Source organism: Sphingobacteriales bacterium, assembly GCA_016711285.1.
Lineage (GTDB): Bacteria > Bacteroidota > Bacteroidia > Chitinophagales > UBA2359 > JADJTG01.
In genome coordinates this window covers 336014-361044 of the sequence record JADJTG010000014.1, presented here as the reverse complement: position 1 = coordinate 361044, position 25031 = coordinate 336014, and the positions used below count along the sequence as shown (strand labels likewise).

Here is a 25031-nt window from a genome sequence, read left to right as displayed (position 1 = left end):
CAGAAGTAAGTTAGCGGAGTTCAGAAGTAAGTTAGCGGAGTTCAGAAGTAAGTTAGCGGAGTTCAGAAGTAAGTTAGCGGAGTTCAGAAGTAAGTTAGCGGAGTTCAGAAGTAAGTTAGCGGAGTTCAGAAGTAAGTTAGCGGAGTTCAGAAGTAAGTTAGCGGAGTTCAGAAGTAAGTTAGCGGAGTTCAGAAGTAAGTTAGCGGAGTTCAGAAGTAAGTTAGCGGAGTTCAGAAGTAAGTTAGCGGAGTTCAGAAGTAAGTTAGCGGAGTTCAGAAGTAAGTTAGCGGAGTTCAGAAGTAAGTTAGCGGAGTTCAGAAGTAAGTTAGCGGAGTTCAGAAGTAAGTTAGCGGAGTTCAGAAGTAAGTTAGCGGAGTTCAGAAGTAAGTTAGCGGAGTTCAGAAGTAAGTTAGCGGAGTTCAGTAAGTTAGCGGAGTTCAGAAGTAAGTTAGCGGAGTTCAGAAGTAAGTTAGCGGAGTTCAGAAGTAAGTTAGCGGAGTTCAGAGTAAGTTAGCGGAGTTCAGAAGTAAGTTAGCGGAGTTCAGAAGTAAGTTAGCGGAGTTCAGAAGTAAGTTAGCGGAGTTCAGAAGTAAGTTAGCGGAGTTCAGAAGTAAGTTAGCGGAGTTCAGAAGTAAGTTAGCGGAGTTCAGAAGTAAGTTAGCGGAGTTCAGAAGTAAGTTAGCGGAGTTCAGAAGTAAGTTAGCGGAGTTCAGAAGTAAGTTAGCGGAGTTCAGAAGTAAGTTAGCGGAGTTCAGAAGTAAGTTAGCGGAGTTCAGAAGTAAGTTAGCGGAGTTCAGAAGTAAGTTAGCGGAGTTCAGAAGTAAGTTAGCGGAGTTCAGAAGTAAGTTAGCGGAGTTCAGAAGTAAGTTAGCGGAGTTCAGAAGTAAGTTAGCGGAGTTCAGAAGTAAGTTAGCGGAGTTCAGAAGTAAGTTAGCGGAGTTCAGTAAGTTTAGCGGAGTTCAGAAGTAAGTTAGCGGAGTTCAGAAGTAAGTTAGCGGAGTTCAGAAGTAAGTTAGCGGAGTTCAGAAGTAAGTTAGCGGAGTTCAGAAGTAAGTTAGCGGAGTTCAGAAGTAAGTTAGCGGAGTTCAGAAGTAAGTTAGCGGAGTTCAGAAGTAAGTTAGCGGAGTTCAGAAGTAAGTTAGCGGAGTTCAGAAGTAAGTTAGCGGAGTTCAGAAGTAAGTTAGCGGAGTTCAGAAGTAAGTTAGCGGAGTTCAGAAGTAAGTTAGCGGAGTTCAGAAGTAAGTTAGCGGAGTTCAGAAGTAAGTTAGCGGAGTTCAGAAGTAAGTTAGCGGAGTTCAGAAGTAAGTTAGCGGAGTTCAGAAGTAAGTTAGCGGAGTTCAGAAGTAAGTTAGCGGAGTTCAGAAGTAAGTTAGCGGAGTTCAGAAGTAAGTTAGCGGAGTTCAGAAGTAAGTTAGCGGAGTTCAGAGGTAAGTTAGCGGAGTTCAGAGGTAAGTTAGCGGAGTTCAGAGGTAAGTTAGCGGAGTTCAGAGGTAAGTTAGCGGAGTTCAGAGGTAAGTTAGCGGAGTTCAGAGGTAAGTTAGCGGAGTTCAGAGGTAAGTTAGCGGAGTTCAGAGGTAAGTTAGCGGAGTTCAGAGGTAAGTTAGCGGAGTTCAGAGGTAAGTTAGCGGAGTTCAGAGGTAAGTTAGCGGAGTTCAGAGGTAAGTTAGCGGAGTTCAGAGGTAAGTTAGCGGAGTTCAGAGGTAAGTTAGCGGAGTTCAGAGGTAAGTTAGCGGAGTTCAGAGGTAAGTTAGCGGAGTTCAGAGGTAAGTTAGCGGAGTTCAGAGGTAAGTTAGCGGAGTTCAGAGGTAAGTTAGCGGAGTTCAGAGGTAAGTTAGCGGAGTTCAGAGGTAAGTTAGCGGAGTTCAGAGGTAAGTTAGCGGAGTTCCGAGGTAAGTTAGCGGCGTTCAGAGGTAAGTTAGCGGAGTTCAGAGGTAAGTTAGCGGAGTTCAGAGGTAAGTTAGCGGAGTTCAGAGGTAAGTTAGCGGAGTTCAGAGGTAAGTTAGCGGAGTTCAGAGGTAAGTTAGCGGAGTTCAGAGGTAAGTTAGCGGAGTTCAGAGGTAAGTTAGCGGAGTTCAGAGGTAAGTTAGCGGAGTTCAGAGGTAAGTTAGCGGAGTTCAGAGGTAAGTTAGCGGAGTTCAGAGGTAAGTTAGCGGAGTTCAGAGGTAAGTTAGCGGAGTTCAGAGGTAAGTTAGCGGAGTTCAGAGGTAAGTTAGCGGAGTTCAGAGGTAAGTTAGCGGAGTTCAGAGGTAAGTTAGCGGAGTTCAGAGGTAAGTTAGCGGAGTTCAGAGGTAAGTTAGCGGAGTTCAGAGGTAAGTTAGCGGAGTTCAGAGGTAAGTTAGCGGAGTTCAGAGGTAAGTTAGCGGAGTTCAGAGGTGAGTTAGGGGAGTTCAGAGGTGTTAGCGGAGTTCAGAGGTAAGTTAGCGGAGTTCAGAGGTAAGTTAGCGGAGTTCAGAAGTCAGTTAGCGGAGTTCAGAAGTCAGTTAGCGGAGTTCAGAGGTAAGTTAGCGGAGTTCAGAGGTGAGTTAGCGGAGTTCAGAGGTGAGTTAGCGGAGTTCAGAGGTAAGTTAGCGGAGTTCAGAGGTGAGTTAGCGGAGTTCAGAGGTGAGTTAGCGGAGTTCAGAGGTGAGTTAGCGGAGTTCAGAGGTGAGTTAGCGGAGTTCAGAAGTGAGTTAGTCGAGTTCAGAAGTGAGTTAGTCGAGTTCAGAAGTGAGTTAGTCGAGTTCAGAAGTGAGTTAGTCGAGTTCAGAAGTGAGTTAGTCGAGTTCAGAAGTGAGTTAGTCGAGTTCAGAAGTGAGTTAGTCGAGTTCAGAAGTGAGTTAGTCGAGTTCAGAAGTGAGTTAGCGGAGTTTGGAAGTAAGTTAGCGGAGTTCAGAGGTAAGTTAGCGGAGTTCAGAGGTAAGTTAGCGGAGTTCAGAGGTAAGTTAGCGGAGTTCAGAGGTAAGTTAGCGGAGTTCAGAGGTAAGTTAGCGGAGTTCAGAGGTAAGTTAGCGGAGTTCAGAGGTAAGTTAGCGGAGTTCAGAGGTAAGTTAGCGGAGTTCAGAGGTAAGTTAGCGGAGTTTGGAAGTAAGTTAGCGGAGTTCAGAGGTAAGTTAGCGGAGTTCAGAGGTAAGTTAGCGGAGTTCAGAGGTAAGTTAGCGGAGTTCAGAGGTAAGTTAGCGGAGTTCAGAGGTAAGTTAGCGGAGTTCAGAGGTAAGTTAGCGGAGTTCAGAAGTAAGTTAGCGGAGTTCAGAAGTAAGTTAGCGGAGTTCAGAAGTGAGTTAGTCGAGTTCAGAGGAGAGTTAACCGAGTTCAGAGGTAGGGGGGTACTTATATAGGTGGGGGGGGTACCTAGGTAACTCCCCCCTCAGCTACCCCCTCCAACAACATTTATACATAGATGAGTTATTAATATTTGCCTTATAAATAAGGGGTTTTTACACTCCAACAGGCACTCAAAGTGCTTTTGTTCAAAAAATATCCGGTTTTATGTGGTTTTTTAGTGCCAAATAAAAAAGTAGCTCTTAAACGCCGTAGGTGTGATTTTTTTGTAAAAAACAATGCTCTAAATAAAGATAATATGCTGTTATCTTCTTTATCAGTTAAATAATACTGCTTGCCCCTCTTTTTTAAGTCGCCAACTATCTTGTCCAACACGTTCTGCAATATTCTCTAATACACTTAAAATAGTCTGACTTTCTGGTGTCGTTCCGTTTTTGAGAAGTGGTAAAATTGCTAAAACAATTTCATCAAAATGTGGACTTTTGTTTTCTCTTTCCATTCGTCTCAAATAGCTGATTAAATAATATTTTATCCGAAGCCTTACATCTATATGAGTTGCAAATTTTGTATTTTTCTTGATGGTAAATTTTTCTGTTTTTTCATCATAATCAAACTTGTCAAGTAGAATAGGTGTCAAGTCGGTATATTCTTTTTTCAGTAAGTCTAAGAAGCCAAGTTCTAAGCCTTTAATGATAAGCTCGTCATTGATTTGCTCTAAAGTCGCACCGTTATATTTTGCAATGATTCCTTCAATGGTTTGCATTACAATTTCTGCAATGTCTAACCCTAAGTTGGCTTTCATTATTGCTTTTGGATTGCGAACCTTACGGAAATTAATTATTAATTGTCCTGATAGAACTGTAAAAGGGTTTTGTCTTTTCTTGAAACTTGTCTGCCCGTTTTTTTGTGCAACAGCACCCGCATATTCAAAACCACAACTTTCTGCGGTGTCAATTATTAAGTGCCAAAACTCTGGGTCTTTATGAGCAAAAACAAATGAAAGCCAACGGTCATATTTTAGAACACGATACATTTCTTTAATGCTTTGTGCCATTAGTTGGTTGTATTCATGTTTGCTTTTATCGTGCGCTCCACCTTCTATTGCCTCGTCTTTAAAATCTTGCTCGGTAACTTCCAAGTCAAGCCAAGCGTTCCACATTGCAGATAAATCCAAATAAGGAATTTTCTTTCCATAAGGTGGGTCAGTATAGATATAGTCAACTGTTTCTTTTGGAATAAACTTTAGATTGGTTGCTGTGCCTTTTACAATTTGTGCATTTGAAATAGTTTTATTGTTAATAAAATATTCCATTTCTTTTTTTGCTTCTCTAACTTTTTTATATCTCAATTTAAAAAATTGCATAATATCTAAATTAACTGGTATTGGTGCTATCCTATATCTGTAATATCTAAAAGCAGCCGCATCACCACCACCGTCACCACGAGTTGAAGAAGAATGATAAGTTAAGTTGGCTTTTGTAACTAAACCAGAGAACATTAATAACAAAGTATTCCTAATATTTTCGTTGGACTGTTTGAGAATAATTGATTTAAGAAGTCCCAATTGTGCTGTTTGTTTGTCACTGAATAATTGGTCAACTGTTGACACATCAGAGCCTTTTGGCAAAGGAATTGGTTTGGGTCCTTCATATTTCTTTAGGGCTTTCTTTATTTCGTCATCTGTTTTGGGTTCCTTCTTTAAATATTCTTCTTTTACTTCATTAAATGCTTGAGTTAGGTCAGCTTGCTTTACTGGTGCAATAAGAGACTGAACCAAAAAAACAGCCATTGGATTTAGGTCAATGTTAATTGCACTTCGGCTGTTCATTAATGCTTCAATTGCAGTAATACCACTACCTCCAAAGGGGTCAAGCACTAAATCTCGGACTTACTAAAATTCTTGATGTATTCGGCAACTACATTCCAAGTTTGTTTGGTAAAATAACCGTGCACACCAAAATGTCTTTTGGCTTGTTGTTTTCTTACTGGAATTTCTTCAAGTAGTGGTCTATTGTTGTAATCAAATCCTGTTTTATAAGCAGTTTGAGGTTCATAGACAAAGTTTTTTCCAACCTGAAAACTCGTTGGTGCAAGCAGTAATTCTAAATTTTTCCAATGATTTTCAATGTTTTCTAATTCAAAAAACAGAACAGGTTTATCGGTGTCGGCTGTTCTGAAAACAGAAAATTCTACACCATTGCAAAGCGTAAAATAATTGCTTCTTATTTCGGGGTGTGTAGCATAGCTGTAAACTTGTTCAACATTGTCGTTATTAATTATTTTTTGGTTGGGTGCTTTTGCATCTAAAACCCAAGCAAAATTATTTTCAACTTTCAGGGCATAATCAGGCACGAGGTTTACTGGTCTTTTTTTACTGCCAATTTTCAAAAAAGGGTGTTGGAGTGTTTTGCTCCTGACTATATTTTCTTGTGTGTAGCCAAGTTCTCTTATTATTGGCAGGATTATCACCTCCCTGACACTATCTTCTTTAAAATCAGGGTCATCAGCAATTTTTTTAAAATCTAATTTTCCGAATAATTTCTCTTTTGTTATTGTTATATCTTTCATTGATAGCAAAGGTTTTAGTTTTTTAATTCATTCAATTTTCTTACATTTTCCGTTTCCGCAAATATCCACATATTTCCCCAAACAAAAAAAACACTTTTCTCACCGCCACACCTTTTGAGCGCAAACTAACGCACCTGCAAAGTCGCAAAGTGCGATTTTTATGCAAAATTATCAATACAACAAAAAAAACACAGCGCAAAAGCCTCGCCAGCTAATGGTTGGCTATTATTAGTTGCTAAAATATTTGTTGATTTTATCAGTAATCTCTTGGCTGCTCGGCAGCAGGTTTTGATACGGTTTGGGCAGTTTATCGGTGAGCGTATAAGTGGCAACACCAATAGGCAGTTGTGATGTTTTTAGCGAATACTCCACAATGGTTCTATTTTTTTCTTTGCAGATGATGATGCCAATGCTGTCGTTTTCATTTGGCAATTTGATTTTATCATTCAAAACAGAAAGATAGAATTCCATTTTTCCTTTGTACTCCGGCAAAAATTCGCCTACTTTGAGTTCAATGGCTACAAGACACCGCAACTGACGATGATACAACAAAAGGTCTATAAAATACTCTTTTTCATCTACTTCTAAGCGAAACTGATTGCCCATAAACGTGAATTGATGTCCCATTTCGAGCAAAAAATTTCTTATATTTTGAATGAGTGCATTTTCTAGTTCCCGTTCAGAGTGTTGCTCCGATAATTCCAAAAATCAAAAATATGAAGCACATTCTTCGTCCAACCGAATTTTTTAGTTGCCAAAATATAGAATTTGCGCTCAAGAGAATCATTGCATTTATTCAGAATGACAATCTGTTTGCTCCAACTAATTTCTCCAACCAATGGTTGGAGATTTATATCTGAATGATATTCAGTATAAAACTGTGCCATAAGCCATAAGTTGGTGGTAGAGAATCCGCCCACACCCGGAAATTCCTGTTGCAATTCTTTGGATAAAGCAGGAACAATGGCTTTGCCCCAGCTTTCAGCCTGTTTTTCGGCTATGGATTTACCAATTTCCCAGTATAAGTTGATAAGCAGCACATTCACTGCTTTCAGGGCTTCGTATTGAGCCTGTCTTACTTTTTGCTTAATTTCAGCAATAAAATCCGATTGCTGTATTTTTTCAATACTCATATTGCAAATGGTTATAAGTAATTAAAATGGTTTTTTATAAAAGTCGCAAAGTGCGATTTTTATAAAAATTATCAATACAACAAAAAAAACACAGCGCGAAAGCCTTGCTAGCCTCTGCGCTATGATTTTTTTCAAAAAAGCTCAAAAAAAACTCGCCCAATATCAACGGCTCCACATCAATTTGTGTCCGCCGCGCCAGCCATTATCGCTGCGCACCTCCACCCAATACAAGCCCGTCTGCAAATGCGACAAAGGCAACACCATATCTCTCGCTATGCCGATTTGCAGGAGGGTTTCATTTTCTTCATATACCACCCTGCCCTGTATATCCAATACTATCACCGCCACCCGCAAATTCTCTTTGTTGCTGAGAAGGTGCAAAGTAGGAAGCGTGCCGCCGACAGCCGGATTTGGAAACAGTTCGCTGCTGAATGGTCTGCCTGCTGTCGCCGCCGTCTGCCCTTGTTTGTTTACACAGCCGCCTATCTGTGCCGTAAAATCGCTGCCCTGCTGCGCCCAAAAATTCTGAATGAGTTGTATATAGGCTCCTGCATCGTAGAGTACTGTTGCACCACTGTTGATTTGCTGAGTAGAAGCAATATAATCCGAAACGGTATAAGTTTCATTATTGCCGCTTGCCACATTTCCGCTCAAATTCATATCCACCACACACAACGCAATTTCGCAGGCATCGCCGATGCCGGTTTGGTCGCTATCGAGTTGGTCGGCGTTGGCATCGAGCGGGCAGTTATCGCAATGCGCCAATACGCCGTCATTGTCGGTATCGCTCAAATCAATACCACAGGACACATCGGGCGAAGACCACGAAAAACCCGCATTGGTATTGGCATAATTCACCCAGTTTTGCCATGCTGTGCAATCATTTTGTAGATAAAATTGAAGCCAAGGCAATACCACATTCAGCGCAATCGTGTGCTGATTATCAATAGAAGTATAAGGTCCGTAGCCAAAGCAACTGAAACCTTCTCCAAAATAACAAGAGCCTGCCTCACCGGAACCATCGGTAAACTGACAATGCGTGCCGCCCACTATTTTCAAAAATGTTTTGCAAGCCGAAGCCGTTGCATTATACAAATTGCGCTGGTTGCTGGTATCTGCCACACAATCTTCCACACCTGCCACCACCAAAGAAGGCATCGCCACCGAAGGAGCTACGCTCAACGCCGTAGTGGGCGTGGTGTTGGGAGCTGCTGCCAACGTAAAAATACAATCTACATCGGGGGCAGTTGCCGCTGCCAGATAAGTGCAGCCGCCTCCCATAGAGTGTCCGCCGATAGCAGTTTTTCCGTTGATTTTACCAAAAAAAATAGAGGAAGCATCATTGCCTTTCGCTGTCACCAGCTCCGCGCTCACTTTCAGGTGGTCGGCAAATTGGGTATGGTTGGGCGAAGTGCCGGTATTGGAAGTAGGGAGAGCCACTATAAAACCTTTTGTCGCTAAAAAATCGCTCAAATACGAATACGCCGTAGCATTAATCGTAAAGCCGTGCCCGAAAGCTACCACCGGAAATTGCCCGTCAGCGACCGCTGTATTAGTACCCGCCGTTATCGCCGGATAATACACATTGGTTGTAAAAGTGCTGCCATCATTGCCGATAAAAGTAAAAGTAGTGCTGCCGATGGGATAATTTTGTGCCTGAAGCGCACCAAATTGTACTATTATCAAAAAAAATAGTGCAATTTTTGAAAAAAAACGAGTAAAAAGCTGCATTTTAAGAAAGATATGTTTTTTGAGGTTAAATACTAAAAAAGTGTCAATATTTATTTTTCAAAAATAATGATTATTTTAGAATAAGAATAAATTTTGCTGTTATGAAACGCCTGTTGATAATTTTTGTAAAAAATATGCGCTTGGGAGCAGTAAAAACGCGCTTGGCACAAGGCATCGGTGCGGAGGCAGCTTTGGAAGTGTATCGGTTTTTGCTCCGGCATACGGCAAATATCTGCGCCACTTTAGAAACAAGCATCAAAAAATGGGTGTATTATTCGGATAAAATAGAAAAAAACGACCTTTGGAACGATGCTGTATATGAAAAACATACCCAAAGCGGGGCAGATTTGGGGCAGCGTATGGAAAATGCGTTCAGAGAAGGCTTTGAAGCGGGATTTCAGGAAATTGTCATCATCGGCAGCGATACTTTTGAATTAAACACCGCCGTACTTGCTGCTGCTTTTAAACAACTGCAACAACACGATGCGGTGGTCGGTGCAGCGGCTGACGGCGGCTATTATCTTTTGGGAATCAAGGAGATGAACGCAGGGTTGTTTTGCAACAAACGCTGGAGCAGCGATGAGGTATTGGCGGCAACTTTGGGATTTGAGCGAAAAAAGTGTTACCCTGCTGCCTCTGCTTCACGACATTGACACCCCCGAAGACTGGCAACGGTATCAAATATTATCGGCTGCTTTGCCGCCGCCTTTATCATAAAAAAATGCCCCGCAAGAGCATTGCTTTCTTGCGGGACAAAAGGGTGTTTTTTTTACAGCACAAAAAACTACTTGCGTGGTGCTTTGTGTTCCTGACGTTTTTCTTTCATTTCGGCTTTGCGTTCTTCGCGCATCGCTTCAAACTTTTTAAATTGTTCGGGAGTCAGAATTTGTTTTAATTCGGCTTCAAATTTTTCTTTTACGGCTTGGCGATCGCTTTTGTCGCCTTCTTTGGCAGCGTGGCGGTCGTCTTTAAATTGTTGTTGCAAGGTACGCACTTGCTGTGCCTGTTCTTTGCTCAAACCCAATTCTTCTATCATCATTTGGATTCGTTTTTCGCCATCGGCACGCATAGCGCGTGTGGGGGCTTGTTGAGTTTGTGCCATCAAACTGCTGCTTATCATCAGCAGGAATACAAAAATTACTTTTTTCATAAAAAAATTGATACTGTGTTTTTTAAAATTTACAAATAAAATAATGTCTTTGCGAATAAAGGTAAGCTGTTTTTTATTGCGCTAAATAGATACTATCATATTTTTAGTTATCTATATCTTCTGTGTCGTCAAAATCCATTATCAAAAAACGATGCTTCAGTTGTTCAAATTTAAACATTTTTTCTTTGTCTGCATCTTGCATCATTTTTTTCAAGTCGCCTTTCCATTGTTGAATTTGAGGTTCTACTTCTTTGCGCAATCTTTCTATATCGGCATCGTATTTTTTCACCAACCCCGCACTTTCTTTCACCAAATCATCTTTTTGTTTTTTCAATTTTTCCATCGCCGCTTTGCGCTCGTCGGCATTTTTTAAATCTTTCAGTTGGCGGCGGCTTTGTTTCATTTGGTCGGCTTGGCGGCGAAGCTGCTCAATGAGTTGCTGGTCGCTTTTGGATATGTTGCGATTGAGTTTTTCGCGTTGAGTTTTTACGGTGGGCATCACATTTTTCTGTACATATTCGCGAATTTTTTTGCGCTGTTCGCGGGCTTCGGGGCTTTGGTGTTGTTCTTTGCGCTGTTCGCGTTTTTCTTTCATTTCAGCTTTGCGTTCTTCGCGCAGGCTTTGGTATTTTTCAAATTGCTGAGGGGTCAATATTTTCTTTAATTCAGTTTCATATTTGTCTTTCAGGGCTTGGCGGTCGCTTTTGTCGCCTTCTTTGGCTGCTTGGCGGTCGGTTTTAAGTTGTTGTTGCAGCGTGCGCATTTGCTGTGCCTGTTCTTTGTTCAAACCTAATTGTTTAATCAGGGTTTGAATTTGCTTTTCGCCATCGGCACGCATATCGTGTGCGGGGGCTTGTCGGTTTTGCGCCATTAAAACGGTACTTATCATCAGCAGGAGCGCGAAAATTACTTTCTTCATAAATAAAAATGATATTATGTTTTTAAAATAAAATAATGTTGTTTTGACTAACGACTCATCTTTAAGTTTATTGTGAAACATAAAAAAACAAAACAGAACGTTTTAAATATTTTATTCATAATCAGGTGATTATACTGCAAATATTATTGAATTAAAATTATATCATTTAAACAGGTGTTTCAGCAAACCTATCTCGTTTTTATTTGTTATGTTGTTCGTTGATATTCATTATCCATCACCTCTTTTATGAAACCTGATTTTAATACTTTGGGTGCGCTCAAAGCGAGTGGTTATCGTGCCAAGAGCATCAAACAAGAGCTACGCTCCAATTTGCTCGCCGCCCTTCAACATAAAAAAAACGTCTTTGAAGGTATCATCGGCTACGAACACAGCGTAATTCCTGATTTGGAACGCGCCATTTTGTCGCAGCACAATATATTATTACTCGGCTTGCGTGGGCAGGCAAAAACGCGCATCGCCCGAATGATGGTACATTTATTAGATGAATATGTGCCTTATGTGGCGGGCAGCGAATTGTACGAAGATCCCTTGCAGCCTCTTTTACACAGCACCCGCCAACTGCTCGAAGCACAAGGCGATGCCACTCCCATCGAGTGGCTGCACTGCAGCGAACGCTACAACGAAAAATTAGCCACACCCGATGTATCCGTTGCCGACCTCATCGGCGACATTGACCCCATCAAAGCTGCCAACTTACGTCTGTCTTATGCCGATGAGCGCGTTATTCACTACGGACTTATTCCGCGCTCCAACCGCAGCATTTTCGTTATCAACGAATTGCCCGATTTACAAGCGCGTATTCAAGTGTCTTTATTCAATATTTTGCAGGAAGGAGATATTCAAATTCGAGGTTTTAAAGTGCGTCTGCCTTTGGATATTCAATTTGTATTTACTGCCAATCCCGAAGATTATACCAATCGCGGCAATATAGTGACACCGCTCAAAGACCGCATTGAGAGCCAGATTCTTACCCATTATCCTGTTTCTATTGCGGTGGCGGCACGCATTACCCAACAAGAAGCACATACAATAGCACAAGAGGCGCAGGTAGCGGTAAATGAACGCCTCAAAACAGCTATTGAACAAATTGCTTTTGAAGCCCGCGACAATGAATATGTAGATGCCAAAAGCGGTGTGTCGGCGCGGTTGAGCATTTCGGCGATGGAAAATTTGTACAGTACCGCCGAGCGGCGAGCTTTGCTCAATAGCGAAACACATACACAAGCGCGGTGGAGCGATTTTTGGGGAATTGTTCCTGCTATTACCGGAAAAATAGAATTGGTGTATGAAGGCGAGCAGGAGGGGGCTTTTTTAGTGGCGCAAAGTTTAATCAACAGCAGTCTCAAAAAAACATTCCTCAGTTATTTTCCCGACCCCGAATTATTTAAAAAACGAAAAAAGAAGACCCTTACACGTCCATAGCGGCGTGGTTCGGCGAGGGAAATACCACAGAATTAATGGTGGACGACAGCCACACCGATTATGAAAAAAATTAAAAAACATAGGCGGTTTGCAAACATTCGTACAAAAACTGCACCCCGATACAAGCCTGCACGAGCAATATTTGTTGATGGAACTTTGCTTATTTGGAATGGCGGAATTTTCAAAAATCAATAAAAATATCGTACAGGGCGGCGTACAGTTCAAAGATTTATTGGACAGTATGATAAATTTGCAAAAAGATTTTAATTTTGAAGAATAAATAAAAACCCAAAAAATATTTACCGCTACGCTTGTGTGTGTGTTTCAATATATCAATATATGGATAATTGCTGTTATAGGGTGGCTCATCGGCTATCATCATATAACGGCGCAAAGTTGCAGTGTTGATATTCAGCTTTTTCCTAAAAAAAATACACCGCTGAGTATAAGTTTGCACCCTGTCGCCTTTTATGCTTATCCTGATATTTATTACACACTCGCCTTGCCCGAAGGCACAGATATTACCCGTTGGATTAAAAATATTGCGGCTTACGACAAGCGCGGCAATAAAGTAAAATATCGCCTTTTGGAAGGAAATACGCTGCTTTTTCCGAATACGCCCTCACCTTTGGATTCGGTATATTACGAAATTACGGGCGGCGAAGCAGCAATGACGGCAGCTTTTTATACCGAAAGAGAAAATGTGCTATTTGCTCACCCTTATTTTTTTGTCGGTTTTTTTCAGAATAATCCACAATTGGTGCAATACAATTTACACATTAAAGCACCGGCGGCGGCAACATCTTTTTTATTGGAGCGCAACTGCCGTCAGGGTTCTTTTGACGAAATTGCTCAGGAAAGCATCTGTTTTGCTCCTTTTGACAGCACCACTTTCCGCATTGACGACACACATTTTGAAATTCAGTCTTTTTGCAACGACCCTGCCCTCACCGCTATACGCCTGCAACGCATCATAGAACCTGCGCTCAAAGCCGTCAAAAAATTCGGCGGTGCGGCGGTAGCAGTGCCTTCGTATCGTTTTGTGGTGGTGCAATTACCCGCAGAGCAGGCAGCCAAAGGCGGCAGCGGAGCTTTGTCGTTTGCCGACAACAGCCTAATCGTAGTCCCCGAACTCCATAGCGGGCAAGCCGAAAAAATGTTGTTGCAACAAGTAGCTGCACACGAGTTTTTGCACAATTTTATTCCGCGCCGCCTCCGCAGCGATGCCCTCCGCAGCGATGTTCCTATTGTGCAGCACTCGCAGCATTGGTGGCTCTACGAAGGAGTAACGGAATACTTCAGTTGGTTGGCACTGTGGCAACAGGGGCTGTTGAGCGATGCGCAATTTGAGCAGATGCTGCGCCATAAATTGACCACTTACACCGAAATGCCCGAAGTGCCGCTACTGCGCTACGGCGAACAGCAAGCGGCGGGCGGCGATGCGGCGGCGCGAATGCCTTATTATTTTAAAGGAGCAATAGCAGCTTTTTGTATGGATATTGCACTGCGCGAAACCTCCGGCGGCAAACGCGGCTTACAACACTTACTTTTGGATTTTTGGCATGAAAGAAGTAAAAATGACAGTGTTGTTTATTTTTCGGAGCAATATTTTTTGGATACGCTGGCGCAACAACCCGCTATGGCAGCTTTACAAAAGCCATTGCTGTCAGAAATGCTTCTCAAATCAAAATCAACATTGCCTTACAATAATTTTTTGGAAAAAGTTGGCTGGAATTTTGTAGAAAACGGCAAAGCCACCGTTCATACTTTCGGAAATTTTGATATAGCAGAGGGGAAACGCTATTTTTATTGTACCGATGTAGGGCAAAACACCCTGAATTTGGAAGAAGCTGATGCACTGCTCTCTGTCAATGGCGAAGCTGTAAACGCCCGCAATTACGAACAAATATTGGAGCTGCTTCGTTATCCGCAGGCGGAACAAAGTGTGGAGTTGGAGGTGCTGCGAAAAGGAAAAACACAGCAATTGCGTGGTGTAGCCATGGAGATAGAAGTAAAAATAAACAACGCTCTCCTACAAACCGATAATTTTAGCGAGGCACAATTTCAACTGCGAAAATCCCTGTTAAAACCCTGATAATTATACCAAATAAATAGTAGGGTAGTGTTTTAACAGGGAAGCAAATTGCAGGTATATACCTACAAGTCCGAGCGTTTAAAACAAGCGGTTTAACCTTGATAGGGTTAAACCGCTTGTAAATACAATATTACCGCCACTAAAATAGAGGCGGCAAGATATTATATCGTGCCTAATAATATTTATAAAAGCACTAATTTATATCATTCAAATATCTATTTGGCATAGTTGTTTTACAGATTTAATTCCATTCAAAGTGGCTGATATTAGCAATAATATCAGCCGCATCATTACAAAATGGAAGACTTTATATACTGTGTCATTTAGATATTTATTTATTTGGTATTACTTATCTTATCTGATAACCGTAATTTTTAAGCAAAGGGAGGGGCAGGGAGTAGGACACGCTACGGGTACACAAGGGTCGTTGTCGTTAGGGTCGGTATCGCTGAGTACACCATCATTATCGTTGTCCACAATAGCGGCAGCCACCGTATAAGTTTGTGTTCCGCAAGTAGTAACCACCGTATTTACAATGTTGTTGCTTACAGCATTATTAAATGTCAAATCTCCGTTGTTATTCATCGTCCAAGTATTAGAGTTTACCAACTCAAATGTAACAGTTTGGTCGCTGGTAAAATTAATACTGAACAAAGCCGTACTGCTGCCGGTGGCAAAGTTTTGCACTGCGCCCACATCAGCCGAAGAAAACATTTTGTAATAATAACCATCGCCCCCGTCTATTGCCGGAATAGTGGAGAGATCTTCGCCCAAACTAAGTGCTGTGGACTCCGTGAATCCCGACCAAGCGACAGTAGCTGTAGTAGGGTAACGGATAGTAAACACAGTGCTGTTCCAAAAATTATTGGGAGGCGTAATATAATCCGCTTGGCTCAACAGATTAACTGTGAGTGTTTCATTTTCTAATGAGAGGCAGAAATCAGCTTGCGCTTGTAAGTTCAAATAGCTACTCATTAATAAAATTCCAGCGCATAAAAATCTTTTAATTGTATTCATATAATTGTTATTAAAATGTATAATTGAAAAAAAATGTTTTGCTTACATAAGTGTAAAATTTTTTAATCGCGCTTATATTGATGTTATTTAGATGTATAATTAAAAAATGTTTGCTTGTATATTATGGAAGTTGCTCTTGAATAATAGAGGTAGGGCTATATGAGGGATTTAGAGGGTTCATTAAGATATTATTACTGATGAGGTTTACTTCCGTTTGTGAGCCTGCCAAAACGACCTTTCCGTTTAAATCAACATCTTCTCTGGTATACCCCGTAACGGTATAAGTTTTGGAAAAAAAGGTGTTGCCGGGGGCAATCAATACTTTTGTAGAAATCGGATTTACATCGGTGTTACTGCCTGCCAGTACAAGTTTTTTGTCGCCGTTGGTATTGCCCGCCCTTAATGCAGTTTTATTGTTAGACAAAAGTCGTTGTGCTCCTTGCCCGTAGGTGAGAGTCTCAGGGTCGGTAAAATCAATATTTTGTGTAATATTACTGAGAGAAATGGCGGTAGCTGTCATAACTCCTAAATGATTCCGATGCCTCACCGCAACATAATAATCATCAGATATTACACTAAATATTATCGGCGTATTTCCATCAGTTTCTACTATATCACCATCGCGCTGCAAGAGCACTGCTTTTTTGTCAATAATAACAGAAGGGGTGTTTTTATCGCGTAATTCTACTAATATCCAATCCACTATGGCATCGCTGCCTGTTATATTTAAAATGCTGGTGTCTTCAATAATCTGATTGGCATTATAGTTGAACGGAGTTATATTATAAGGTTGTTGTAGTGGTAGTAATTCTAAGGTGCGAATATTATCGCGCATAAGTCCGGTAGATACAACATAAGCTCCTTGCAAAATTACTTTTGGACTAATACTGACATGGTAAGTATTGTTCGGTTGAGAGCTGCATGCATCGCCTATGCCGTCACCATCTGAGTCTGCTTGGTCATTGTTGGCGGTGTTGGGGCAGTTGTCACACGCATCGCCTATGCCGTCACCATCTGAGTCTGCTTGGTCGTTGTTGGCGATGTTGGGGCAGTTGTCGCACACATTTCCGAGTTATCGCCGTCAGTATTGGCTTGGTCATTGTTGGCGGTGTTGGGGCAATTGTCGCATACATTTCCGAGGTTATCACCGTCAGTATTGGCTTGGTCGTTGTTGGCGGTGTTGGGGCAATTGTCGCATACATTTCCGAGGTTATCACCGTCAGTATTGGCTTGGTCGTTGTTGGCGGTGTTGGGGCAGTTGTCACATATATTTCCGAGGTTGTCGCCGTCAGTATTGGCTTGGTCGTTGTTGGCGATGTTGGGGCAGTTGTCGCACACATTTCCGAGGTTGTCGCCGTCAGTATTGGCTTGGTCGTTGTTGGCGGTGTTGGGGCAGTTGTCACATATATTTCCGAGGTTGTCACCGTCAGCATTGGCTTGGTCGTTGTTGGCGGTATTGGGGCAGTTGTCGCATACATTTCCGAGGTTGTCGCCGTCAGCATTGGCTTGGTCGTTGTTGGCGGTGTTGGGGCAGTTGTCGCACACATTGCCTATGCCATCGCCATCATTATCGGCTTGCGAAGGGTTTGAAATTAAAGGGCAGTTGTCGGAATAGTCTGTTATACCATCATTATCAGCATCTGAAACACAATCATTTAAGCAGGTTGTCAGGTTCAATTTATTATTTACTGCTGTAATTGAAGCGGCAGACCAGTTGATGGAGGGGCTTGCCAAATTAAAACTCGGCGACATAATATAGCCACTGTTAGCACCGTCGTGAGTAACAGTAAAATTATGTCCATTTTCGTGAGAGGTATTATGGCGCACTGCTTGCAGGGTGGCTCCGAGTGTACTCGCAATATCTTCTGTCAAATTATATTTGCCCGATGTACTACAAATACCCGGGTTGGTAATTGCCAAACCCGTATAACTGGAGTTGCCATTATAGGTCAAGTTTCGCCCTGTCAAAAGTTGCCCAATATCATGTGTCTGCGTAAAACCCCCTTGTGAGGCCCACCCCGCAAAACTATTGGCAGCAAATGGAAATGCACCACCTGTCAGTAGTCCTGAAATATCTGTTGTACTTGACCATACAGAGGCAGTGGTGGTTTCAATAAAAAACTCTATCAATTGCCACTCTATGGCATAATTAAAAACGTCGTCAAAATCGCTGGCAACAAGATTATATATAGAAGCCACCCAATCTTGAACATTAGCAGTAGAAGCCGGAACTCCTTTATGATAATGATAGTACAAGGAATCGCAGGCAATAGCCACTTCTGCTACTTTACAACCCAATATGGCTTTTTCATTAGCAGCTAATTGCTCAATAACTTCTTTCTGTGCTTTTTCTGTTTCTTGAGATAAACAACTGATCGTATAATTTTTAATTACGTCTTGTTTGCGATATGTAATATATACATTGTCTGCTAATTTGTCATCAAACCGCTTTGCCGATTCTGTATAATATTCATCACCATTTTCTATCCAAGATGCTACTAACCAATTTTCTCCTATGCTAAAGCGCAATTTGTCGCTGCTATTACTTCTATAATGGTGAACTTGTTGTGATGGCAAATCTTCAATAATTCCCGTATTTGTTTTAATGCGAACAGTCGCTTGCGGACTGACAATAGAGACAGGAATTAATTGAGAGGCTAAGATATTTTTATCACCAATTGTAAAGGAGGTTATGTTTTTATTACTAAATGCCGAATACAACTGAGTAGTAGAGATACTATTTAATTGCACATTAACAAAACAATCACCTAATATACTACTGTCTTTTGAGAACGGATAAGGATAAGACGTATAATCCTGAGCCAACGTGCTTGTAAAACAAAGCAGTAAAACGATGCAATAATATTTGCTTTTCATACCCCATAGCATTTAATTGTTTATAAAAATTGTTAAGTTTGCATATATGCATATATCTTATAAAATCATTATATGCAAAATCAATACCAATTATATGAGTAAAAAAACTAAATGGTATAAAAACAGATATTATTTTTTATATTAAAGTATTGTTAGTCGGATTTAATTGTGATTTTTTTATTTATTTATTGGAGTAATTTGTGTTTTTATACATATTGTAATATAACTATAATTAAATGTGCCTGAGAATAAAAAAATAATTATTTAAAAAATTTTTTTTATTAATTGTTTTAATTTATTCTCAAGGAATTAAAATAGAGTAATATTTTAATACGTTTTGTCTGTTTTTTAATACAATCCATATAATTTGAGTACTTTGAATTGAGGGAAGCAATATTGATTGCTGTGTTGTATAGGGAATGATTTTTTCGTATAGTAAAGGTCGTTTCATGGTGTCATATATCCATAATTCATACAGTTCATCGGTGTTTAACTCATTGAAAATTAAATATTTATTATTGGTATATACGCTTGGAAACATAATATCCGTAGCTGCAAGCTCCGGCATTTCTGTATTTTTATTGCTGCTGCAGACTTGATAACCGACTAATACGTCACTCCCTGATTGTGCCCAAAAACCATCTGTAAGAAAAGTAAGATTCTCACTCAGAAGGCTCAATGTAGCTCCTGTATGAATTTTACTGTTGCAAGAAATCGTACCTATTGCTTCAATAAATACAATATCGTTACTAGCTATTGTAGTAGTAAGGGTTGTGTCGTTTATACAAGTACCTGTGTCGCACACATCACCTATTCCGTCATTATCACTGTCGGTTTGGTTGGTATTGGATAAAGAGGGGCAGTTATCGCAGACATCACCTATTCCGTCATTATCACTGTCGGTTTGGTTGGTATTGGATAAAGAGGGGCAGTTATCGCAGACATTGCCTATTCCGTCATTATCGCTGTCGGTTTGGTTGGTATTGGATAAAGAGGGGCAGTTATCACACACATCACCTATTCCGTCATTATCGCTGTCGGTTTGGTTGGTATTGGATAAAGAGGGGCAGTTGTCGCAGACATCACCTATTCCGTCATTATCGCTATCGGTTTGGTTGGTATTAGATAAAGAGGGGCAGTTGTCGCAGACATTGCCTATTCCGTCATTATCACTGTCGGTTTGGTTGGTATTAGATAAAGAGGGGCAGTTATCGCACACATCACCTATTCCGTCATTATCACTGTCGGTTTGGTTGGTATTGGATAAAGAGGGGCAGTTGTCGTTGGTATCTGCAACACCATCACCATCTGTGTCTGAAACACAAGTAGTCAGGCAAGTTACAGCTGCGAGTTTTGTATTAATAGCAGATACAGATGTAGAAGACCAGGTAGTGGAGGGCGAGGCAATATTAAAAGATGCTGACATAATAAATCCTGAACTTCCATCGTGTTGGGCGGTAAAGTTATGTCCAATTTCGTGCGAGGTGTTGTGACGTGCAGCATTAAGTGTCGCCGATATGGTATAGGGCATATCTTCTATGACGCTGTATTTGAAGTTGCTACATACTCCCGGGGCACTGAAAGCAAAACCTGTGACACCGGTAGAGCCGGAGGAGGTCAGATTACGGGAAGTCCACAATTGTCCCAAATCATTTGTTTGTGTAAATCCGGTAGGTGCCCACCCCGCGAAACTATTAGTCGGAAAAGGGTAGCTGCCGTTGCCATATAACAGAACAGCTACTTCTGTACTCGTTGTCCACGCCGAAGTAGCGGTGGTTTCCAAAAAATATTCTACAATATTAAATTCCAGTGTATAAGTAAAATCTGTATCATAGTCCGTTTCCACCAAATTAATCATCGCCACCAACCAGTTTTGAACATTGGTGCTACTTGCCGGCGAACCTTGGTGTTGTTGATAAAACCCATAATCACTGGCAAGAGCAATATCCACCACTTTGCAGCCGGAAGGCATCATTTGTTGTTTTTCTATAAAATATTGCTGACGCTGTTGTTGAGCTTCCACCGCACAATGTATCGTTTCCTTTGATACACTATATTGTGGTTCATACATTACATATAAGTTGTTATCTGCTTCTTTCAAATAATGCCAAAGTGGTTCTATGTAAAAAACCTTATCCTTCTGCTTTATTTTTCCGGCTAAAAAATTCTCATTCACTGTTAAGGTATAAGAGCCACTATTATCACTCAAGTCTCCGGCTATACAAACAGGGTGGGTGGGAGCATCTTCAATAATGCCGTTATCGGTGGACAATCGTACAACAGTACGTTCGTTTGTTATGTTTTTGTAAACAGGGTAAAAACGAATATTGGGTGTTTCTTCAAAACTTAGAGAAAAAACATCTGTCCTGTTCTTTTTTAAGGCTTCCAAAAAATCGCTAATATCCAACCGATACACCGAAGCGGTTTCAAAGTAATCTTTCAACCCGACCGGAAACTCCTCTTTTTGTGCTTTTATAAAATTATGTTCGGATACAGATTGAGCATAAATATGCAGATCTATACAGAACCAACCCAATAGAATAAAATAAATGTATTTCATAAAGACTCTTATATATAGTGAACAAAAATAATAATTGTCAAATATAAGAAATAAAAACAATAGATAAATTTTTGTAATAGGTTTTTGTATTAATAATTTAAAAACCCGACTAAAATATTTTTACAAAAAAATAGGGTTTATGAATACAAGCCTTTTTATATGATATGGTATAGAAAGATAGGCTTCCAAATACCAGTAAAAAATGTACCCACAAATAAAAACTTGTTATGGATATAAAAAATATTTCAGAAGAAGAGGAGGTAGCGTTGTTTAAATATTTGGCTTCTTTTTTTTAAGAATAAAAAATTTAATATATAACTTCTGAATACAAGATACCTGAAAATAACGTAAAAACCCACTCAAAGACGTTTTAATCGCCTTTTTTGCAAACAAGTATGAAAGGAGGGATAGAGGAAGAAAGTTAAAAAAACGATACTTTTGTTTTTAATAATTAAATATATTATGTTAATAAAAAATAACTAAAATTTATTTTTTATTTTTTTGTAAAATATATTATGTTAATATGTCTTTTACTATACAAAACACATCTTCTACGCTAATTCCTCCCATCATTTTAAAGTTTTTATTGTGTGTTTCCAAATCTGCCTCCGTTTTTTGGAAATTAAACATCGCCATTGTAAAATCAGTAGAGCTTATTAAAACCTTAGAGGTGTTTTTTAGTGGGCGGGTACGATGGTAATCTGTGGGTCCGTATAGCGCGATGAGCGGCACTGCAAGAGCATCAGCAATGTGCATTACACCGGAGTCGTGACAAATAACTAAATTAGAATAATATATAATATTTAAAAGTTCATTAAAATTTGTTTTCCCAACCAAATTTAATGTATTCTCCGGCAAGTCTTTTAAATAGGGTTGGAGCAGGTTCGCATCTCCGTTATCTCCAACTAATACCGTAAATATATTTTCCTCAGAAATCTTTTTTAGCAATTCAATGGTGCTTTGAGGATTCCACATCTTTGCTGTATAGTTTCCGTTAGCCGCCGCAGGTTGTATTATAATATATGTTTTGGGGCGCAACCCAAACAACGACGAGGGGGTGGAAGGTGAAGGCTGCAAATATAAGCGAGTTGTATAAGTGCGCTTGAAGTAAGCGGGATGTATAGCTTGAAGCAAATCATAATTCAGGTCTATCTCATGACGATGCCCTATCGTCGGCACCCATTTCGTAGCGGGCAATAAATGAATACCTGAAAAAAAAAACAATACCTTTTGTGTCAGAGAAATTTTTTCGGGATGATAATGTACTACTCTAAAAGGAATAAACATTAATAATGAACAAAACACACTTAAAGAAGAATAAGCATCAAATGGAAAAATTAAACAATCTATATTTAATTTATTTAAACTAAATATTAACTTTATTTTACTTAATTTAGATTTTTGATTAAAAAAAATTAATTTAAAATTAAAAAATTCATCATTTTCTAAATTATTTTTCAATAAAAAACCATCTTCAACCAATAAAAATAAATTGTTGTGGGGGTATGTTTTTTGGAGTGTGTATAAAAATGGTGTCTTTAAAATATAATTCCCTATGCCAGTGGGGCAGTAAATGGCAATATTCATCTCAGATGCTTTCTCTGCGATTTTGTTGATCTACAAACTGTAAAATCACATTCATCAAATCTTGATGAGCAGCAGACAAACGTTCTAAAGACTCTTTAAGGCTTCTTAAATCAATTGGATCTTTTAAATAAGATGAGGCATAATTCGCCGCTGCCCTTTCATAAGGAGCAGAGATATGGGAACCGTTTATGGAGGGTGTTGAAATATCTCTGTTAACTCCGGCAACAGATTTATGTATATTCATATTATAGGAAGCACCCTGTTTGGGAGGCGAGGCAGGAGGAGGAGGGAAGGCAGTTGAATGAGCATAATTTCCGCTATTATTATTCGGAGAATTAATATCAAAACTGCTATATCCGTAAGGAGTACCCATTGGTGCATTTTGAATGAATATATTACTTTCTCCTTTAAAAAAGAACCCTGGATTTACCGGAAATCTTGTAAAATACGTTGATAAAAATTCTAGTGGGATTGGTGTGTTATCATTTAATAATTGACTCAGAAATTGTGGCGTAATTCCCATGATTTCCGCAAATGCTTTTTTGTTCTTAAAAAGCGTTGTATTTTCGTTTAAATAGTCAAAGGATTCTTTAAACTTTTGTTTGATAACTTCTTTCATAATTACTTAAATTGTATAAAGGCAAAGATAAAGTTAAATTTTTATTTAGCAAAATTAATTTTTAATATTAATGCAAAATAAAGTAAAAATGAAATTTAGTATTTGATTAATACTAAACTTAATAAAAATATTTAACTTTATCAAGTTAATAAAAAGTGTTTAATTAATTGTATTTTTTAATCATCCATTTGCCTATTATTACTCAAAGGATAATTTGAATCCTATATAATAATGTATGTTGTTTATTTATTTGTTTATTTATTTGTTTATAAACAATTGATTTATAATTCATTATAGTATTTTAGTTTATATTTTAGTTTTATTTTAATTTTTAATTTATATTAAATTTAATAAAATGTATAAGCGTTTTTTTACTATTATTTTGCTTTTAAACTTATTTTTAAGTAAAAAAAACTTACTTTATGCTCAATTAACCCATCAAAAAACACAATTCTCTCATCAAGATACGCTACGAGGTTCGCTTTCTGCTTTGCGTTCTTGTTTTGATGTGAAATTTTATGATCTGAATATAGAGGTAAATTTTGAGCAAAGAAGTATTGATGGTTGGTGCAACATAGACTTTATACTATTAAAACCTACTCAGCAAATACAAATAGATTTATTTGCCAATATGCTGATAGATAGTATAAGGTATAATGAGCAACCTTTAGCTTTTATACGTGACGGAAATGCTACTATGATAAACTTTCCAATGCTCTTGTATCCAAAGCAAGCTGTAAATATTCAGGTTTTTTATCGAGGAAGTCCTATTATTGCTAAAAATGCCCCTTGGGACGGCGGCTTTGTATGGAGAAAAGATAAAAATAATCAGGATTGGCTCGGTATTGCTTGCCAAGGCACAGGAGCTAGTTTGTGGTGGCCTAATAAAGATCATTTGAGTGACGAACCCGACAGTATGCGTATAGCAGTTACAGTGCCAGGCGCATTTATCTGCTATTTGTAATGGTAATTTGCGGTCTATTACCCCGATTTCATCTACTCAAAAACGTTTTGAATGGTGGATTTCTTATCCTATTAATAATTATAATGTAACTTTGAATGTGGGAGATTATGCCCACTGGCAGGAGTCTTTTTATTCTGTTTCCGGAGATACTATTGCATTGGATTTTTACCCGCTCCGGCAAAATTTGTCCAAAGCACGCGAACATTTTAAACAAACTTTTGAAATTATCAAATGCTTAGAGGCGACCTGTGGTGCATATCCTTTTCCAAAAGATGGTTTTGCTTTGGTAGAAACCCCCTACTTGGGTATGGAACACCAAGGGGCTGTTGCTTACGGCAACAACTATCAAAAGGGGTATAGTGGTGTGGATTTGTGGGGATTGGGGCTGCCCGAAGATTTTATCATTCTGCACGAAACCGGACACGAGTGGTGGGGTAATAATGTAGGGTGCAGTGATATTGCAGACATGTGGATTCATGAAGCATTTTGTACCTATGCCGAAGGTTTATATATAGAGTGTAAATATGGATATTCGCTGGCTATGGATTACCTGAACGCTCAAAAAAAACGTATTTCCAATGACTCGCCCATATTGGGTGTTTATGGTGTAAACGAAGAAGGTAATGGAGATATGTATGTAAAAGGGGCTTTGTTTTTAAACACTTTGCGTCATATTATTAATAATGATGAACAATGGGATACACTGATAAAAGGGATTCAAACGGAATTTAGATTACAACAAATTGATTATAAAACGCTGTTGGATTATTTTAACCGCAAAACCGGACTTGATTTGAGCAAAATTTTTAAACAATATATAGAGTATCCTTTGCCGCCGCGTTTAGAAAAACGTATTATTAATAAATGTGAAGTTCAAGTGCGCTGGCATAGTGAAGTAAACGGTTTCAGTATGCCGCTTTTATATAATACATCGGATAATGGTCAGTGGAAAAGGGTAGAAGTAGGTACTGAATGGAAAACAATTGTTCTTGATAAGGAATCTGCAAAAAATATTAATTTTGCAGAAAAATTATTGTATTTTCTTTATCATTAATAAAAAAATGCTCAGTGCCTTGATGTTTAAAGTTGATTTTATTTTAAAGTAAATAT

At 39.4% G+C, this 25031-nt stretch carries 11 protein-coding genes and 8 pseudogenes; 9 read left to right on the top strand and 10 right to left on the bottom strand.

Translation table 11 applies throughout. From position 1 onward, the window contains the following. Position 1: 1 nt before the first annotated feature. The 4 genes and pseudogenes from IPL35_14295 to IPL35_14280 all read left to right on the top strand — a co-directional run bounded on the left by IPL35_14295 (position 2) and on the right by IPL35_14280 (position 3314). A pseudogene (locus tag IPL35_14295) lies at positions 2–514 on the top strand (hypothetical protein). Further along, a pseudogene (locus IPL35_14290) lies at positions 505–969 on the top strand (hypothetical protein). Before IPL35_14295 ends, IPL35_14290 begins: the two co-directional pseudogenes overlap by 10 nt. Positions 970–1114: 145 nt before the next feature. Continuing rightward, positions 1115–2416 (top strand): annotated as a pseudogene (locus IPL35_14285) (hypothetical protein). After that, positions 2394–3314, top strand: coding sequence for a hypothetical protein (locus tag IPL35_14280; GenBank protein MBK8444499.1), 921 nt, complete (start codon positions 2394–2396; stop codon positions 3312–3314). Before IPL35_14285 ends, IPL35_14280 begins: the two are co-directional and overlap by 23 nt. Before the next feature lie 260 nt (positions 3315–3574). Here IPL35_14280 and IPL35_14275 read toward each other — a convergent pair. The 3 genes and pseudogenes from IPL35_14275 to IPL35_14265 all read right to left on the bottom strand — a co-directional run bounded on the left by IPL35_14275 (position 3575) and on the right by IPL35_14265 (position 8645). Continuing rightward, positions 3575–5826, bottom strand: a pseudogene (locus IPL35_14275) (type I restriction enzyme HsdR N-terminal domain-containing protein). A gap of 228 nt (positions 5827–6054) precedes the next feature. Then, positions 6055–6959 (bottom strand): annotated as a pseudogene (locus tag IPL35_14270) (DUF1016 family protein). Between the two features lie 162 nt (positions 6960–7121). Next, on the bottom strand, positions 7122–8645 hold the full coding sequence (locus tag IPL35_14265) for a T9SS type A sorting domain-containing protein (GenBank protein MBK8444498.1): 1524 nt from the start codon (positions 8643–8645) through the stop codon (positions 7122–7124). A gap of 146 nt (positions 8646–8791) precedes the next feature. On the opposite strand from IPL35_14265, the pseudogene IPL35_14260 reads away from it, so the two are divergent. After that, a pseudogene (locus IPL35_14260) lies at positions 8792–9407 on the top strand (TIGR04282 family arsenosugar biosynthesis glycosyltransferase). Positions 9408–9474: 67 nt separating this feature from the next. Here IPL35_14260 and IPL35_14255 read toward each other — a convergent pair. Together IPL35_14255 and IPL35_14250 are read right to left on the bottom strand one after the other, a co-directional pair. Then, on the bottom strand, positions 9475–9840 hold the full coding sequence (locus IPL35_14255; GenBank protein ID MBK8444497.1) for a hypothetical protein: 366 nt from the start codon (positions 9838–9840) through the stop codon (positions 9475–9477). Positions 9841–9943: 103 nt separating this feature from the next. After that, on the bottom strand, positions 9944–10759 hold the full coding sequence (locus IPL35_14250; GenBank protein ID MBK8444496.1) for a hypothetical protein: 816 nt from the start codon (positions 10757–10759) through the stop codon (positions 9944–9946). Between the two features lie 246 nt (positions 10760–11005). On the opposite strand from IPL35_14250, the pseudogene IPL35_14245 reads away from it, so the two are divergent. Next, positions 11006–12482, top strand: a pseudogene (locus IPL35_14245) (magnesium chelatase). A 39-nt stretch (positions 12483–12521) separates the two neighbouring features. Then, positions 12522–14297 (top strand): hypothetical protein, encoded by a 1776-nt coding sequence (locus IPL35_14240; protein ID MBK8444495.1) that lies wholly within the window; start codon positions 12522–12524, stop codon positions 14295–14297. Positions 14298–14651: 354 nt separating this feature from the next. On the opposite strand, the gene IPL35_14235 is transcribed toward IPL35_14240, so the two are convergent. The 5 genes and pseudogenes from IPL35_14235 to IPL35_14215 all read right to left on the bottom strand — a co-directional run bounded on the left by IPL35_14235 (position 14652) and on the right by IPL35_14215 (position 22957). Continuing rightward, positions 14652–15272 carry a hypothetical protein gene (locus tag IPL35_14235; protein ID MBK8444494.1) on the bottom strand — a complete coding sequence of 207 codons (621 nt, stop codon included), beginning with the start codon at positions 15270–15272 and terminating at the stop codon, positions 14652–14654. Positions 15273–15435: 163 nt separating this feature from the next. After that, positions 15436–17066: pseudogene (locus IPL35_14230) on the bottom strand (thrombospondin type 3 repeat-containing protein). Between the two features lie 1426 nt (positions 17067–18492). Further along, complete coding sequence (locus tag IPL35_14225; GenBank protein MBK8444493.1) at positions 18493–19722, bottom strand: thrombospondin type 3 repeat-containing protein; 1230 nt, start codon at positions 19720–19722, stop codon at positions 18493–18495. A gap of 1542 nt (positions 19723–21264) precedes the next feature. Then, positions 21265–22338, bottom strand: coding sequence for a glycosyltransferase family 9 protein (locus tag IPL35_14220; GenBank protein ID MBK8444492.1), 1074 nt, complete (start codon positions 22336–22338; stop codon positions 21265–21267). A gap of 1 nt (position 22339) precedes the next feature. After that, positions 22340–22957, bottom strand: a complete 618-nt coding sequence (locus IPL35_14215) for a hypothetical protein (GenBank protein MBK8444491.1) — start codon at positions 22955–22957, stop codon at positions 22340–22342. Positions 22958–23312: 355 nt separating this feature from the next. Here IPL35_14215 and IPL35_14210 point away from each other — a divergent pair, with 355 nt between their 5' ends. Beyond that, on the top strand, positions 23313–23921 hold the full coding sequence (locus IPL35_14210) for a hypothetical protein (protein ID MBK8444490.1): 609 nt from the start codon (positions 23313–23315) through the stop codon (positions 23919–23921). A 7-nt stretch (positions 23922–23928) separates the two neighbouring features. Then, positions 23929–24975: a hypothetical protein gene (locus IPL35_14205; GenBank protein MBK8444489.1), complete on the top strand. Its 1047-nt coding sequence runs from the start codon at positions 23929–23931 to the stop codon at positions 24973–24975. Positions 24976–25031: the final 56 nt, after the last annotated feature.

Excerpts from the sequence above, each read along its gene's own strand:
- IPL35_14255 (MBK8444497.1), bottom strand. The coding sequence starts at position 9,840 with ATGAAAAAAGTAATTTTTGTATTCCTGCTGATGATAAGCAGCAGTTTG.
- IPL35_14250 (MBK8444496.1), bottom strand. The coding sequence starts at position 10,759 with ATGAAGAAAGTAATTTTCGCGCTCCTGCTGATGATAAGTACCGTTTTA.
- IPL35_14235 (MBK8444494.1), bottom strand. The coding sequence starts at position 15,272 with ATGAGTAGCTATTTGAACTTACAAGCGCAAGCTGATTTCTGCCTCTCA.
- IPL35_14225 (MBK8444493.1), bottom strand. The coding sequence starts at position 19,722 with ATGCCCTATACCATATCGGCGACACTTAATGCTGCACGTCACAACACC.
- IPL35_14220 (MBK8444492.1), bottom strand. The coding sequence starts at position 22,338 with ATGAATATTGCCATTTACTGCCCCACTGGCATAGGGAATTATATTTTA.
- IPL35_14215 (MBK8444491.1), bottom strand. The coding sequence starts at position 22,957 with ATGAAAGAAGTTATCAAACAAAAGTTTAAAGAATCCTTTGACTATTTA.
- IPL35_14210 (MBK8444490.1), top strand. The coding sequence starts at position 23,313 with ATGTATAAGCGTTTTTTTACTATTATTTTGCTTTTAAACTTATTTTTA.